Genomic DNA, 13993 nt, shown 5'->3' with positions numbered 1-13993 from the left:
CCGCGCGGCCCTCGGATGCTTCAGATGCCGTTCAGCTCGCCGGCTGGGTACAGGCCCTGGCGCGCGCAAGCAGCAGCGCGCGCTCGCGGGTGTTGCGCGTGAGCGTCGCGGCGCGGTCGAACTCCCTGCGCGCCTCGTCGCGCCGGCCCAGCTTGAAGAGCAGGTCGCCGCGCACGGTCGGCAGCAGGTGATAGCTCTTGAGCGAGGGCTCGTCCAGCAGTGCATCGACCACCTCCAGCCCGGCCGCCGGACCGAAGGCCATCGACAGCGCCACCGCGCGGTTGAGCTCGACGATGGGCGACGGCGTGAGCTCGGCCAGCGCGTCGTACAGCGCGGCGATGCGGCCCCAGTCGGTTTCGTCGGCGGTGCGTGCCCGGCCGTGGCAGGCGGCAATGGCGGCCTGCAGCGCGTAGGGGCCGAGCGCGCCGCCCAGCGACTCGGCACGCGCGAGCGCGGCGAGGCCGCGGCGGATGAGCATCTGGTCCCAGCGCGCGCGGTTCTGCTCCAGCAGCAGCACCGGCTCGCCCGAGGGCCCCATGCGGGCGGCCGTGCGCGAGGCCTGGATTTCCATCAGCGCCACCAGCCCGTGCACTTCCGATTCCTTCGGCACCAGCTCGGCCACGATGCGGCCCAGGCGCAGCGCCTCCTCGCAGAGCGTGGGACGCATCCAGTCGTCGCCGGCGGTGGCCGAGTAGCCTTCGTTGAAGACCAGGTAGATCACCTCCAGCACCGAGGCGAGCCGCGCTTCGAGCTCGTGCCGGCGCGGCACCTCGAAGGGCACGCGCGCCTCGGCCAGGGTGCGCTTGGCGCGCACGATGCGCTGCGCCACCGTGGCCTCGGGCACGAGGAAGGCGCGCGCGATCTCGTCTGTGGTCAGGCCGCCCATCACCCGCAGCGTGAGCGCCACGCGGGCCTCGGTCGACAGCACGGGATGGCAGGCGGTGAACACCAGGCGCAGCAGGTCGTCGCCGATGTCGTCGTCGAGCGCGGCATCGACCGCCTCGGCGAAATCGTCCTGCGCCATCTCGTGCTGCGCGTCGATTTCGCGGCCGATCTCGCCGGCCTTGTGCTCGGCCAGTTGCAGGTGGCGCAGGCGGTCGAGCGCGCGGCGCTTGGCCACGGCCGTGAGCCAGGCGGCGGGGTTGTCGGGCACGCCGGAATCGCTCCATTGCTCGAGGGCCGAGACCAGCGCGTCCTGGGCCAGCTCCTCGGCCAGGCCCACGTCGCGCACCATGCGCGCGACGGTGGCGATGATCTTCGCGGACTCGATGCGCCACACCGCCTCGATGGTGCGGTGGATGGCGGCGGTGTCCGCGCGGCCCTCGCCGTGGCTCATGCGTCCGTCTTCTTCACCGTCTGCATCGAGGTGAATTCGCCGGCCACCGCCTGCACGTCGGCCGGGAAGTCGTCCATCTCCTGGATCTGGCGCACCTCGATGACCTCGTTGTCGCCGCCGGGGCAGCGGCTGGCCCATTCGATGGCGGCGGCGCGCGAGGGCACGTCGATGATCCAGAAGCCGCCCAGCACCTCCTTGGCCTCGGCGAAGGGGCCGTCGACGACCTTGGGCTTGCGGCCCTTGAAGCTCACGCGCGCCCCCATGGAGGGCGGGTGCAGGCCGTCGCAGCTGATCAGCACGCCGGCTTTCTGCAGCGACTCGTTGTAGGCCATCATGGCCGACACCGCCTCGACGTCGTCGGGGATGGTGCCGGGCGCGGCTGTTTCGTAGCCGTGGGGAATCATCAGCAGCATGAATCGCATGGCAGTTCTCCTTGGGTTCGGTTGTGCTGGCCGCGGCTCAGCCGGCGGCCTTGGTGCGGGCCTCGGTCTCGGCGCGCAGGCGGTCTTCCTGGGCGAGCAGCTCGGGGGTCATGGAGTCGCCGAAGTCGGCAGCCTCGAACACCTGGCGGATCTCGATCTCGCCTTCCTGGAAAGGGCTGCGCTTGATCCACTCGATGGCCTCCTCCTTCGACTTGCACTGGAACAGCCAGAAGCCGGCCAGCAGTTCCTTGGTCTCGGAGAAGGGGCCGTCGATGACGGTGCGCCTGGTGGGGCCCTCGCAGCGCACGCGCACCCCCTTCGAGCTGGGGTGCAGGCCCTCGCCCGCCAGCAGCACGCCGGCCTTGACCAGTTCCTCGTTGAACTTGCCCATGGCGGTGAGGATTTCGGTGTTGGGCATCACGCCGGCTTCGGAATCGGCGTTGGCCTTGACCAGAATCATGAATCGCATGTCGTTTCTCCTGAAGGTTGATGGTGGTGAAGCGGCTTCGGAATCTGCCTGCTCCTGTTCACACGTCGGACGAGCGCAAGCCGGATCGACACGGCTGCGTCGATCTATTTGTAATTTTGTGTTTCAGAAATTCGACCCGGCCACGGCATTCACGGCAGGTAGCCGCAGAAGCGCAGCACATGGCCGTCGGGTTCGCGGATCGCGAATTCGCGCAGCCCCCAGGGCTGGGAAATGGGCGGCTCGATGATCGTCACGCCGCGCTTCACGTAGGCGGCGTGCAGGCCGTCGATGTCCTTGCCCACGTGGATCACGATCTCGCCGCGCCAGGGCTTGGCCTCGCGCGCGTTGCACTGCCACAACCGCAGGTAGACCGGGTCGCCGTAGCTGCGGTCGCCCTTCTTCACCCGGGCATAGCTGGGCGGCTCGCCGGCGATGAAGTCGAGCTCGAAGCCCAGCACGTCGCGAAACCACCGCGCGGCGCGCGTGACGTCCGACACCGGCAGCACCGGCTGCACGCCGTGGAATTCATGCAGGGTGCCCAGGTCGGGCGCCGGGCTCACGCCGGCCCGGGTGTTCATTTCATTCAGCTGGCCATGCGGCGCAGCGTGGCGACGCGCTCGGCGATCGCGTCGAGGTCGAGCGCGTCCTCGGCCTTCGCGAGGTAGGTTTCGAGATCGCGCACCGCCTGGGCCGTGTTGCCCTGCTCCGCATGCGCGACGCCGCGGTCGCGGTACTCGCCCCAGGCGCTGGGCAGCAGGGCAATCAGGCGGTCCTGCACGGCGATGACGCGCTGCCAGTCTTCCTGCGCGTGATGCACCTCCTTCAGGTTGCGCAGCATGCGGGCGATGATCTCGCGCGAACTGGCGGGCTGCAGGTACAGGCCCAGCGGCACGTCGAAGTCGCCCACCAGCCCGTTGCCGCGCTTGTAGGGCTCGAGCCGCTCGCTCAGTTCCTCGCGCGACAGCGACTTGCCGGTGAACGGGTCGATCACCACCTGCCCCTTGGGCAGCGTCACCTTGAGCATGAAGTGCCCCGGAAACCCGATGCCGCGCGCCTGCAGGCCCAGGCCCTGCGCCAGCTCCATCCACAGCACGGCCAGCGAGATCGGAATGCCGCGGCGGGTGCGCAGCACGGCGTTCAGGTAGCTGTTGTCGGGGTCGTAGTAGTCGTTGACGTTGCCGCCGAAGTTCAGGTCGTTGAAGAAGAACTGGTTCAGGGCGCGCAGCCGGGCCAGGGGCGCCGCGTCGGCGGGCAGGCGGCGCTTGAGGCGGGCCAGGAGCTGGTCGACGTCACCCAGCACCTGCTGCACGTCGAGGTCGGGGTATTCGTCCTGGGCCAGGCTGGCGGCGGCCTCGAGCAGCGGAAACTGGTCGTCGCTGCGGACCAGCGATTCGAAATACTCCAGGGCGGTTGGAACCTGAAAGCTGAACGTCATGTGGCTTTGTAGAGGAGCATTCAGGGAGCGTCAAGGCAGGGCACACGCGTATTGCGCGAGCGCCGCCACCGCCCCGGCGCGAGCTTTCAGCGGCGGACGAAGCTGCGCAGCCGAACGCCGACCGCCGCCAGTACGCCGAAGTAGAGCAGCGCCGAGCCGGCGACCAGCGCGGCCAGCAGGCCGATGCGCAGCAGGCGCTGCTCGCGCAGGGCGACCCAGTCGAAATGCGCCGAGCCCCACACCAGCAGGCCCGCGAGCACCGCCGTGCCGGCGATCACCTGCAGAGCGAACCTGCCCCACCCCGGCTCGGGCTTGTAGCTGCCGCGTCGGATCAGCCCGACCAGCAGCCACGCCGCGTTGACCAGCGCGCCGATGGCGATGGTCAGCGTGAGCGCCGCGTGCTGCAGCACCGGCACCAGGAACACGTTGAGGATCTGCGTCAGCACCAGCACGCCCACGGCGATCAGCATCGGCGTGCGGGTGTCGTGCTTGGCGTAGTAGCCCGGCGCGAGCACCTTCACGGCCACGATGCCGACGAGGCCGACGCCGTAGCCCATCAGCGCCACGGTGGTCCGGCCCACGTCCTCGCCGCTGTAGGCGCCGTTGTGGAAGAGCACCGCCACCAGCGGCTTCGCGAACAGCAGCAAGGCGATGGCGCAGGGTGCCGACAGCAGCACCACGAGGCGCAGGCCCCAGTCGAGCAGCGAGGAATAGCGCGCGTCGTCCTTGGCGGCGCGGGCGCCGGCCAGTTGCGGCATCAGCACCACGCCCAGCGCCACGCCGAGCATGGCGGTCGGGAACTCCATCAGCCGGTCGGCATTGGTGATCCAGGTCACGCTGCCCACCGCGAGATGCGAGGCGATCTGCGTGTTGATGAGCAGCGAGATCTGCGCCACGCTCACGCCCAGCAGCGCCGGCAGCATCAGCTTGAGCACCTTGCGCGTGTTCGGGTCGGTCCAGGCGGTGCGCAGCGCCCGCAGGCTCAGGCCCAGGCGCGGCAGCAGCCCCAGCTTGCGCAGGGCGGGAAACTGCAGGGCCAGCTGCAGCACGCCGCCGGCCATGACGCCCACGCACTGCGCGTAGATCGGTTCGATGCCCCAGTGCCGGAAAAGCGGCGCCCCGACCAGGATCGACAGGATCAGCGCCACGTTGAGCAGCACCGGCGACGCCGCCGGCACCGCGAACTTGCGCCAGGTGTTGAGGATGCCGCCCGCCAGCGCCACCAGCGACATGAAGCCGATGTACGGGAACATCCAGCGCGTCATGACCACCGCCGCGTCGAAGCCGGGCAGCCCGCTGGCCATGGCCCAGACCAGCAGCGGCGCGCCGGCCACGCCGGCCACGCAGACGATCACCAGCGTCCAGGTCAGCAGCGTGGCGACGTGGTCGATGAGCTGCCGGGCGCCCTCGTCCCCCGCTTCGGTCTTGCGCGCGGCCAGCACCGGCACGAAGGCCTGGCTGAAGGCCCCTTCGCCGAAGACCCGCCGGAACAGGTTCGGGATGCGAAATGCGACGTTGAAGGCGTCGGTGAGCGCGCTGACACCGAAAACCGAGGCGAAAAGCACGTCGCGAACGAGGCCCGTGATCCGCGAGGCGAGGGTCAGCAGGGAGACGGTGGAGGCGGATTTGAGCAGGGACACGGGGGCCGAGTTTAGGCCCCGCCGGAGGCCCGAAACGGCCGGATTCGCCGGAAAAGCCGACCCGGCCTATAATGGAGGGCTTTGCTGCATCATCCTCAGACACCTAAGGACATAAATCATGGCATCCGCCAAGCCCAAGAAAAAGAACCCGCGCCTCGCCTCCGGCCGTAAGCGCGTCCGCCAGGACACCAAGCTGAACGCTGCGAACACCTCGCTGCGCTCCAAGTACCGTACCGCTGTCAAGAACGTCGAAAAGGCTGTTCTGTCCGGCGACAAGACCAAGGCAAGCGAACTGTTCGCGAAGGCCCAGAGCATCGTCGACGCGATCGCCGACAAGGGCATCTTCCACAAGAACAAGGCCGCCCGCGACAAGAGCCGCCTGTCGGCCAAGGTCAAGGCCCTCGCCCTCGCGCCTGCAAAGGCCGCCGCCTGACACCTGTCAGGCAAGCCCGGACCGGAATCCTCCGGTCCGCCGTTTGATCGGGGTGCGCTGCAGCAAAGTGAAAAACCGCCTTCGGGCGGTTTTTTCATGCCCGTTCGTTTCGTGAAGAACCCGGGCGCCGGGCCAAAAAGCAGGCAGACAGGCAAAGAAAAAGGCCTGTCAGGCCTTTTTCGGGGGGATGGGTGCGTCGGGCACGAGACAGGCTTCGGCTACCTGCAGGTCGTTGTCCCTGGCGAAGTTCACGCAGAAGTCCCAGGCCATCGGTTCGGCGTCGCGCAGGGCGCGGTTCACGACCACGCACTTCACGCCGTTGATGGTCGTCGGGATGCACCAGGGCGAATAGCTCAGGTGACTGCCCGGATAGGCGCCGCCCGGGCGGAAGGAGCACATCACGCCGGCCAGACGCTCGGCCCAATCGCTGGGGCGAAAGGTCCGTCCATCCTTGGTGATGCCCTGGATGAAGATTTCTTTGGCTGTGGGGGAAATCATCGTTGAATGAGGCGACCGGAGCAGGTGCTGCGGTGCAGCAAGCGATTCTATCCGCGCCCCTTTTTGCATCCTGAACATGGGGCATTGCTGTAATGCGGAATCCTCAACGAAGCCGTCAAACCGCGCGCCTAGAATCCGCCTTCCCTATCTGGAGAACCCGAATGAGCGCTACCGCCCAGCCCACCTCGCCCCACGTCATGAACACCTACGGTCGCCTGCCGATCGCACTGTCGCACGGTCAGGGTTGCCGAGTCTGGGACACCGCGGGCAAGGCCTACCTCGACGGCCTCGGCGGCATCGCGGTGAACACGCTGGGCCACAACCATCCCGAGCTGGTGCCCGCCCTGCAGGACCAGCTGACCAAGCTGATCCACAGCTCCAACTACTACCACGTGACCGGCCAGGAACAGCTCGCCACCAAGCTGACCGAAATTTCGGGCCTCACCAACGCCTTCTTCTGCTGTACCGGCCTCGAGGCCAACGAAGCCGCCCTGAAGCTGGCCCGCAAGTACGGCCACGACAAGGGCATCGAGCGCCCCGAAATCGTGGTGTACGAAGCCGCCTTCCACGGCCGCAGCATCGCCACCCTCTCGGCCACCGGCAATCCCAAGGTGCAGGCCGGCTTCGGCCCGCTGGTCGAGGGCTTCATCCGCGTGCCGCTGAACGACATCGAGGCGCTGAAGAAGGCCACCGAAGGCAACCCGAACGTGGTCGCCGTGTTCTTCGAAACCATCCAGGGCGAAGGCGGCATCAACCCGATGCGCTGGGAATACCTCAAGCAGGTGCGCCAGCTGTGCGATGAGCGCGACTGGCTCATGATGATCGACGAGGTGCAGTGCGGCATGGGCCGCACCGGCAAGTGGTTCGCCCACCAGTGGGCGGGCATCAAGCCCGACGTGATGCCGCTGGCCAAGGGCCTGGGCTCGGGCGTGCCGATCGGCGCCGTCGTGGCCGGCCCCAAGGCCGCCAACATCTTCGGCCCGGGCAACCACGGCACCACCTTCGGCGGCAACCCGCTCGCCATGCGCGCCGGCGTCGAAACCATCCGCATCATGGAAGAGCACAAGCTGCTCGAAAACGCCGCCACAGTGGGCGCCCACCTGAAGGCCGCGCTGGAGCGCGAACTCGGCGGCCTGCCCGGCGTGAAGGAAATCCGCGGCCAGGGCCTGATGATCGGCATCGAGCTCGACCGTCCCTGCGGCGTGATCCTCAACCGCGCCTGCGACGCCGGCCTGCTGCTGAGCGTGACGGCCGACAAGGTGATCCGCCTCGTGCCGCCGCTCATCCTGAGCATTGCCGAGGCCGACGAGATCGTCGCCATCCTCGCGCCCATCGTCAAAGCCTTCCTGTCGGAGCCCGCACCCCAATGACGACCGCCACCGCGAACCCCATCCGGCACTACCTGCAGTTCGCCGACTTCACCGCCGACGAGTACGCCTACCTCTTCGATCGCATGGCGATCATCAAGAAGAAGTTCAAGACCTACGAAAAGCACCAGCCGCTGGTCGACCGCACGCTGGCCATGATCTTCGAGAAGGCCAGCACGCGCACCCGCGTGAGCTTCGAGGCCGGCATGTACCAGCTCGGCGGCAGCGTGGTGCACCTGACCACCGGCGACAGCCAGCTCGGCCGCGCCGAGCCCATCGAGGACAGCGCCAAGGTCATCAGCCGCATGGTCGACCTGGTGATGATCCGCACCTACGAGCAGACCAAGATCGACGCCTTCGCCGCGCATTCGCGCGTGCCCGTCATCAACGGCCTGACCAACGAGTTCCACCCCTGCCAGATCCTGGCGGACATCTTCACCTACATCGAGCACCGCGGTTCCCACGGCGCCGGAGGCGACGTGCTTTCCTGCCTGAAGGGGAAGACGGTCGCCTGGGTCGGCGACGGCAACAACATGGCCAACACCTGGCTGCAGGCGGCCGAGATCCTGGGCTTCACGGTGCACGTGAGCACGCCCAGCGGCTACGAGGTGGACCAGTCGATCGCCGGCATCCGCTCGGGCGACAGCTACAAGGTCTTCAAGGACCCGATGGAAGCCTGCCGCGGCGCCGACCTCGTCACCACCGACGTCTGGACCAGCATGGGCTACGAGGCCGAGAACGAGGCGCGCCGCAAGGCCTTTGCCGACTGGTGCGTCGACGAGGAAATGATGCGCGCGGCCCAGCCCGACGCCCTCTTCATGCACTGCCTGCCCGCCCACCGCGGCGAGGAAGTGCAGGCCGAGGTCATCGACGGCCCGCAGTCGGTGGTGTGGGACGAGGCAGAGAACCGCCTGCACGCGCAGAAGGCGCTCATGGAGTTCCTGCTCCTCGGCAGGCTCTGATAGCCAAACCAGGCAAAGGCGCCGCAGCATGTCCGATTGCCAGCAATGCGGCGCCTGCTGCGCCAGCTATCGCGTCGACTTCAGCGTGCATGAGCTCGACGACAACGGCGGCAAAGTGCCCTCGGGCCTCGCCGTCGAGGTGAACGACGCCATCTGCCGCATGCGCGGCACCGACCACGCATCCCCGCGCTGCGCCGCGCTCACCGGCAAGGTCGGCCAGTCCGTGGGCTGCGGCATCTACGAATGGCGCCCCAACCCGTGCCACGAACTGCAGGCCGGCAGCGATGCCTGCGAACGCGCACGGGCCCGCCACGGCCTGCCCGCGCTGTCTTCGCTGCACTGAACGATCGCGCTTCAACTTGTCACGCCTGGTGTTGGAAATAACCGACACCACGACCTCTCGCCCGGCGCTAACTTCGCGCCATGCGTTCACAGCAACCCCGCCCCCGGATCTGGGACATCTCGCCGCCCGTGCATGAAGGCGCGCCGGTCTTTCCCGGCGACACGCCCTACCAGCAGCGCTGGGCCGCGACCATTTCGCCGGGCTGTCCGGTCAACGTCAGCGAGATCAAGCTCTCGCCCCACGTCGGCGCGCATGCCGACGCTCCACTGCACTACGACCCCGAGGGCCAGACCATCGGCGACGTCGACCTCACGCCCTTCCTCGGCCCCTGCCGCGTGATCCACGCGATCGACAAGGGCGCGCTGATCGAGTGGGAGCACATCGCCCACGCCGTCGACAGCACCCTGCCCCCGCGCGTGCTGGTCCGCACCTACACAACCATGCCGGTCGGCCGCTGGGACCCGGAACTCGCCGCCTACGCGCCCGCGACCGTCGAGCGCCTCGCGGCCATGGGTGTGAAGCTCATCGGCATCGACACCGCCAGCATCGACCCGGCCGACAGCAAGACGCTGGAAAGCCACCAACGCATCCGCCGCCTCGACCTTCGCGTGCTCGAGAACCTCGTGCTCGACGACGTGCCCGAGGGCGACTACGAACTCATCGCGCTGCCGCTCAAGCTGGTCAGCGCCGATGCATCCCCCGTTCGCGCCGTGCTGCGCGAACTCCCTCGCTGAAACCTCCGACATGACGACTCTTGCAGACTGCCGCGCGCTCGACGCGCAAGACCCGCTGCGCGCCCTGCGCGACCAATTCACCATTCCCGAAGGCGTGCTGTACCTCGACGGCAACTCGCTCGGCGTGATGCCGAAGGCCGCGCCGGCGCGCATCGCCGAAGTGGTGACCAAGGAATGGGGCGAAGGCCTCATCCGCTCGTGGAACACCGCCAGCTGGTTCGACCTGCCGCAGCGCCTGGGCGACAAGGTGGCCCGCCTGATCGGCGCCGCACCCGGCGAGGTGGTGTGCACCGACAGCACCTCGGTGAACCTCTACAAGGTGCTGTTCGCCGCCTTGTCCCAGCAGAAGGACAGCGGCCGCAAGCTGGTGATCAGCGAGCGCAGCAACTTCCCCACCGACCTCTACATCGCCGAATCGCTGTGCCGCGAACGCGGCTTCACGCTCAAGCTGATCGACGCGAGCGAGTTGCAAGGCCCGGATTCGGTACTGACCGAAAAAGTGGCCGTGCTGATGCTCACGCACGTCAACTACCGCACCGGCGCCATGCACGACATGAAGGCCGTCACCGCCGCCGCGCACGCCGTGGGCGCGCTCACGGTGTGGGACCTCGCGCACAGCGCGGGTGCCGTGCCCGTGGCACTGAACGACGCCAACGCCGACTACGCCATCGGCTGCGGCTACAAGTACCTCAACGGTGGACCCGGCGCGCCTGCCTTCGCGTGGGTGCACACGAAGCACGCGGGCGAGTTCGAGCAGCCGCTGTCCGGCTGGTGGGGCCACGCGGCGCCCTTCGAGTTCACGCCGCACTACCGCCCCGCTCCGGGCGTGGGCCGCTACCTCTGCGGCACGCAGCCGATCATCGCGCTGGCCGGGCTCGAATGCGGGCTCGAAACCGTGCTCGCGGCCGAGTCCTTCAACGGCGACCATGGCGCGATGTCCGCGCTGCGCGCCAAGTCGCTCGCGCTCACCGACATGTTCATCAGGCTGGTCGAGGAGCGCTGCGCCGGCCACGGTCTCTCGCTGGTCACGCCGCGCGATCACGCGCAGCGCGGCTCGCAGGTGTGCCTCAGTCGCGAGGAAGGCGCCTACGCCATCGTGCAGGCGCTGATCGCACGCGGCGTGATCGGCGACTACCGCGCCGGCGATTCGCAGATGCCCGACATCCTGCGCTTCGGCTTCACGCCGCTGTACATCGGCTTCGAGGACGTGTGGAACTCGGTCGAGCACCTCGTGCAGGTGCTCGAGACCGCGGAGTGGAAGCGCGAGGAGTTCAACCGCAAGAACGCGGTGACCTGAGCGGCGCATGGCAATGAAACACCGACTGTCCGCTTTTTCCGCCGCGCTGCTGCTGATGCTGGCGACGCCTGCCATGGCGCAGCAACCGGCCTTCACGCTGCCGCAGCTCAAGGCCTTCGCCGAGGTGGCGCCCGACGCCTTCCGCACGCAGATCAAGAGCCAGGGCTTCTCGTATGCCGACAAGACCGTGACCGACCAGGTCAGCATGATCGAGTACGAGAAGTTCGTCGATGGCCAGACCACGCGCCTGATGAAGTCCACCTACGTGGCCAGCCGCAGCGGCGAGGACGGCATTCAGCTCACCCTCACCGACAAGGCCGCCTTCGAGCGCCTCGTGAAGGAAGCGCGCGATACCGGCTACAGGCCGGGCGAGAAGGGCCGCATTCCAGGCGGCGAGACCTACCAGGAATTCAAGCGCGGAAACGAGGTCGTGCGATTCGTCTACCCGAGGAAAGAGTCCGGCGCGGGCCTGCCCTCCTATACCGCCGTTGTCTGGCGATGACCTGCCGGCAAACATCATGAGCACCGAAAAGACAACCGAGAACATCGTCCACGAAGAAAAGGCCCAGCTGGACTTCAGCAAGTCCATGAGCTACGGCGACTACCTGCACCTCGACGAGATCCTCAGCGCCCAGCATCCGCTTTCGCCCGCGCACGACGAGCTGCTCTTCATCGTGCAGCACCAGACCAGCGAGCTCTGGATGAAGCTGATGCTGCACGAGCTGCACGCCGCCATCGCCTGCATCGCGCAGGAGAAGCTGCCCGACGCCTTCAAGATGCTCGCGCGCGTGAGCCGCATCATGGAGCAGCTGGTCAACGCATGGACCGTGCTCTCGACCATGACGCCGCCCGAATACACGGCGATGCGCCCCTACCTCGCGAACTCCAGCGGCTTCCAGAGCGCGCAGTACCGCTGCATCGAATTCGCGCTCGGCAACAAGAACGCCGCCATGCTCAAGCCGCACGCGCACCGCGCCGACCTGCTGGCGCAGGTGGATGCCGCCTACCGCGCGCCGTCGCTCTACGACGAGTCGCTGCGCCTGCTGGCGCGCCACGGCCTGCCCGTGCCCGCCGACCGGCTGGAGCGCGACTGGACGCAGCCCTACGAACCCTCCGACGGCGTCGAGGCGGCCTGGCTCACGGTCTATCGCAACCCGCACGACCACTGGGACCTTTATCAGCTCGGCGAGAAGCTCACCGACCTGGAAGACGCCTTCCGCCTCTGGCGCTTCCGCCACGTGACGACGGTCGAGCGCGTGATCGGCTTCAAGCGCGGCACCGGCGGCACCGGCGGCGTGAGCTACCTGCGCAAGATGCTGGACGTGGTGCTGTTCCCCGAGATCTGGAAGCTGCGCACAGACCTGTAGGCCCGCTGCCCGAAGCCGGCTCCTACAATCCGCCCGGCACCGGCTCTTCAAGACTCGACAAGGCTTCGCGATTCGTCGCCTGGTCTTGTGCTGCGGGGTAACCCCGTGGTGGATGGATGGCTAGATATTCCGGCGCGTGAGCGGAACTGCGCTACCGCGCAGCCCGGCTAGCGCATCACCGGCTGGTTGAAGGGCCGGTTGCCACCCGTCCTCACCGGCTTCACGGCCCGCATTCATCCATGACGCGTGAACTGAGCTACAGGGAGTGGATCGCACGCAGCCTCGCGCGGGCCCTGCTCGCCGATGCGAGGCAGCCCGGCGGCACCGCGCCGGGCGCCTTGCGTGCACGGGCCGCGGCCACGCTGGGTGCCGATTCGCCCTGGCTGAAGCCGCTGGCCGAAGCGCTCGGCAACCGCTCGCAGGCCACCTGGCAGCGCACCGACCTGCCCGCTCTGGCGAAGGCGATCCACGACATGCCCGAACTGGACGCGGCCTTCGAGCAGAACGAACGGCCGCGCGTGCGGCGCATCATCCTGCGGCCCGCGCAGATGCTGCCGCGCCCGATGGGGCTGGACCATTTCGCGCTGCCCGACATCCCCACGCTCGCCGACCTCGCGCAATGGCTCGAACTCGACGCGGACCGGCTGGCCTGGCTCGCATCGCCGGCACAGGCCTTTCGCGCATCCGCCGCTCCAGGTGCCCAGCCCGCATCGCACTACCGCTACCAGCTCCAGCCCAAGCGCCTCGGCGGCCTGCGGCTGCTCGAGATCCCGAAGGCCGACCTGAAGCGCGCGCAGCGCCGCATCCTCGACGAGCTGCTGCGGCACGTGCCGGTGCACGAGGCGGCGCATGGCTTCGTGCCCGGTCGTTCGGTCGCGAGCCATGCGGCCGCGCATGCCGGCAAGGAAGTGGTGATCGGCTTCGACCTGCGCGACTTCTTCCCCGCCATCCGCGCCTCGCGCGTGCATGCCACGTGGCGCACGCTGGGCTATCCCGAGGGCGTGGCGCGCGCCCTCACCGCCCTTTGCACGCACCGCACCGACGCCGCCATCATCGAGCGCCTGCGCGACGACGGCGGGCTCGACTGGATGGGCGCCAAGCGTCTCGCCGCGCCGCATCTGCCCCAGGGCTCGCCCTGCTCTCCCGCGCTGGCGAATCTCTGCGCCTTCAGGCTCGACCTGCGGCTCGAGGGCCTGGCCTGGGTCTTCGGCGCCACCTACACGCGCTATGCCGACGACCTCGTGTTCTCCGGGCCGGCCTCGCTGCGCGCGCAGTTCGGCGCCCTGCGCGCCTGGGTCGACGGCATCGCGGCCGACGAGGGCTTCGAGCTGCACCCGCGCAAGCTGCGCTGCATGCCCCGGCACCGCCAGCAGCGCGTGACCGGCGTGGTCGTCAACGACAAGGCCAACGCGCCGCGCGAGGACTTCGACAGGCTCCGGGCCGTGCTGCATCGCTGCGCAACGCAAGGCCCCGCCGCGCAGAACCGGACGAAGTTGGACGACTTCCGCGGCCACCTGCTGGGCCGCATCGCATGGATCGGCCAGTTCAACGGGGCGCGCAAGGCCCGGCTGATGCGGCTCTTCGAACGCATCGACTGGACGAGTGCCGCGCAAACGCCCTCATGAAGCTGGGGTGGCCCGGATTGCCCTGCGAGCGCAAAGCGCTACATTTTTGGAAAACAACGGAGGCC

Annotated in this window: 16 protein-coding genes; 9 read left to right on the top strand and 7 right to left on the bottom strand. The window is 68.3% G+C overall.

Annotated elements, in window-relative coordinates:
* Positions 1–31: 31 nt before the first annotated feature.
* From BMY35_RS11940 to murJ, 6 genes are all read right to left on the bottom strand, one after another.
* Complete coding sequence (locus BMY35_RS11940) at positions 32–1336, bottom strand: RNA polymerase sigma factor (protein WP_093198636.1); 1305 nt, start codon at positions 1334–1336, stop codon at positions 32–34.
* Positions 1333–1758, bottom strand: a complete 426-nt coding sequence (locus tag BMY35_RS11935) for a YciI family protein (RefSeq protein ID WP_093198632.1) — start codon at positions 1756–1758, stop codon at positions 1333–1335. The genes BMY35_RS11940 and BMY35_RS11935 overlap by 4 nt, the downstream gene beginning before the upstream one ends.
* Positions 1759–1795: 37 nt before the next feature.
* Positions 1796–2227, bottom strand: a complete 432-nt coding sequence (locus tag BMY35_RS11930; protein WP_093198629.1) for a YciI family protein — start codon at positions 2225–2227, stop codon at positions 1796–1798.
* 149 nt (positions 2228–2376) lie between these two features.
* Positions 2377–2805: a bleomycin resistance protein gene (locus BMY35_RS11925; RefSeq protein WP_093198626.1), complete on the bottom strand. Its 429-nt coding sequence runs from the start codon at positions 2803–2805 to the stop codon at positions 2377–2379.
* A gap of 5 nt (positions 2806–2810) precedes the next feature.
* Complete coding sequence (locus tag BMY35_RS11920; RefSeq protein WP_093198623.1) at positions 2811–3662, bottom strand: SirB1 family protein; 852 nt, start codon at positions 3660–3662, stop codon at positions 2811–2813.
* A gap of 86 nt (positions 3663–3748) precedes the next feature.
* Positions 3749–5302, bottom strand: a complete 1554-nt coding sequence (gene murJ / locus BMY35_RS11915; protein ID WP_093198621.1) for a murein biosynthesis integral membrane protein MurJ — start codon at positions 5300–5302, stop codon at positions 3749–3751.
* 118 nt (positions 5303–5420) lie between these two features.
* Here murJ and rpsT point away from each other — a divergent pair, with 118 nt between their 5' ends.
* Positions 5421–5735, top strand: a complete 315-nt coding sequence (gene rpsT / locus BMY35_RS11910; RefSeq protein WP_093198618.1) for a 30S ribosomal protein S20 — start codon at positions 5421–5423, stop codon at positions 5733–5735.
* 168 nt (positions 5736–5903) lie between these two features.
* On the opposite strand, the gene BMY35_RS11905 is transcribed toward rpsT, so the two are convergent.
* Positions 5904–6233, bottom strand: coding sequence for a DUF3579 domain-containing protein (locus BMY35_RS11905; protein WP_093124243.1), 330 nt, complete (start codon positions 6231–6233; stop codon positions 5904–5906).
* Positions 6234–6394: 161 nt separating this feature from the next.
* Between BMY35_RS11905 and BMY35_RS11900 the strand changes: the two genes are divergently transcribed.
* From BMY35_RS11900 to BMY35_RS11865, 8 genes are all read left to right on the top strand, one after another.
* Positions 6395–7603, top strand: a complete 1209-nt coding sequence (locus tag BMY35_RS11900; RefSeq protein ID WP_093198616.1) for an aspartate aminotransferase family protein — start codon at positions 6395–6397, stop codon at positions 7601–7603.
* A complete protein-coding gene (gene argF, locus BMY35_RS11895; RefSeq protein WP_093198613.1) occupies positions 7600–8562 on the top strand; it encodes an ornithine carbamoyltransferase in 963 nt (320 codons plus the stop codon). Before BMY35_RS11900 ends, argF begins: the two co-directional genes overlap by 4 nt.
* Positions 8563–8590: 28 nt before the next feature.
* Positions 8591–8905 carry a YkgJ family cysteine cluster protein gene (locus BMY35_RS11890; RefSeq protein WP_093198611.1) on the top strand — a complete coding sequence of 105 codons (315 nt, stop codon included), beginning with the start codon at positions 8591–8593 and terminating at the stop codon, positions 8903–8905.
* 80 nt (positions 8906–8985) lie between these two features.
* Entirely contained in the window at positions 8986–9639 is a 654-nt protein-coding gene (kynB, locus tag BMY35_RS11885; RefSeq protein WP_093198608.1) for an arylformamidase, read from the top strand.
* Between the two features lie 10 nt (positions 9640–9649).
* The gene (gene kynU / locus BMY35_RS11880) at positions 9650–10936 is read left to right on the top strand and encodes a kynureninase (protein WP_093198606.1); all 1287 of its coding nucleotides are present in this window, start codon (positions 9650–9652) and stop codon (positions 10934–10936) included.
* Between the two features lie 13 nt (positions 10937–10949).
* A complete protein-coding gene (locus BMY35_RS11875) occupies positions 10950–11438 on the top strand; it encodes a type 1 periplasmic-binding domain-containing protein (RefSeq protein WP_093198603.1) in 489 nt (162 codons plus the stop codon).
* Positions 11439–11454: 16 nt separating this feature from the next.
* Positions 11455–12303 carry a tryptophan 2,3-dioxygenase gene (kynA, locus tag BMY35_RS11870; protein WP_093198601.1) on the top strand — a complete coding sequence of 283 codons (849 nt, stop codon included), beginning with the start codon at positions 11455–11457 and terminating at the stop codon, positions 12301–12303.
* 239 nt (positions 12304–12542) lie between these two features.
* Positions 12543–13928 (top strand): reverse transcriptase family protein, encoded by a 1386-nt coding sequence (locus BMY35_RS11865; RefSeq protein WP_093198598.1) that lies wholly within the window; start codon positions 12543–12545, stop codon positions 13926–13928.
* The last annotated feature ends 65 nt before the right edge of the window (positions 13929–13993 follow it).

Source organism: Variovorax sp. YR750 (genome assembly GCF_900109805.1).
GTDB lineage: Bacteria > Pseudomonadota > Gammaproteobacteria > Burkholderiales > Burkholderiaceae_C > Variovorax > Variovorax gossypii.
Note: the sequence above shows the minus strand (reverse complement) of the source record. Positions and strands in the feature narration are given on the sequence as shown.

What these genes read in the sequence shown, in the direction of transcription:
- BMY35_RS11920 (WP_093198623.1), bottom strand. Translation starts at nt 3,662, where the DNA reads ATGACGTTCAGCTTTCAGGTTCCAACCGCCCTGGAGTATTTCGAATCG.
- BMY35_RS11935 (WP_093198632.1), bottom strand. Translation starts at nt 1,758, where the DNA reads ATGCGATTCATGCTGCTGATGATTCCCCACGGCTACGAAACAGCCGCG.
- BMY35_RS11890 (WP_093198611.1), top strand. Translation starts at nt 8,591, where the DNA reads ATGTCCGATTGCCAGCAATGCGGCGCCTGCTGCGCCAGCTATCGCGTC.
- BMY35_RS11875 (WP_093198603.1), top strand. Translation starts at nt 10,950, where the DNA reads ATGAAACACCGACTGTCCGCTTTTTCCGCCGCGCTGCTGCTGATGCTG.
- kynA (WP_093198601.1), top strand. Translation starts at nt 11,455, where the DNA reads ATGAGCACCGAAAAGACAACCGAGAACATCGTCCACGAAGAAAAGGCC.
- BMY35_RS11900 (WP_093198616.1), top strand. Translation starts at nt 6,395, where the DNA reads ATGAGCGCTACCGCCCAGCCCACCTCGCCCCACGTCATGAACACCTAC.
- BMY35_RS11905 (WP_093124243.1), bottom strand. Translation starts at nt 6,233, where the DNA reads ATGATTTCCCCCACAGCCAAAGAAATCTTCATCCAGGGCATCACCAAG.
- BMY35_RS11925 (WP_093198626.1), bottom strand. Translation starts at nt 2,805, where the DNA reads ATGAACACCCGGGCCGGCGTGAGCCCGGCGCCCGACCTGGGCACCCTG.
- kynU (WP_093198606.1), top strand. Translation starts at nt 9,650, where the DNA reads ATGACGACTCTTGCAGACTGCCGCGCGCTCGACGCGCAAGACCCGCTG.
- BMY35_RS11940 (WP_093198636.1), bottom strand. Translation starts at nt 1,336, where the DNA reads ATGAGCCACGGCGAGGGCCGCGCGGACACCGCCGCCATCCACCGCACC.
- rpsT (WP_093198618.1), top strand. Translation starts at nt 5,421, where the DNA reads ATGGCATCCGCCAAGCCCAAGAAAAAGAACCCGCGCCTCGCCTCCGGC.
- argF (WP_093198613.1), top strand. Translation starts at nt 7,600, where the DNA reads ATGACGACCGCCACCGCGAACCCCATCCGGCACTACCTGCAGTTCGCC.
- BMY35_RS11930 (WP_093198629.1), bottom strand. Translation starts at nt 2,227, where the DNA reads ATGCGATTCATGATTCTGGTCAAGGCCAACGCCGATTCCGAAGCCGGC.
- BMY35_RS11865 (WP_093198598.1), top strand. Translation starts at nt 12,543, where the DNA reads ATGACGCGTGAACTGAGCTACAGGGAGTGGATCGCACGCAGCCTCGCG.
- kynB (WP_093198608.1), top strand. Translation starts at nt 8,986, where the DNA reads ATGCGTTCACAGCAACCCCGCCCCCGGATCTGGGACATCTCGCCGCCC.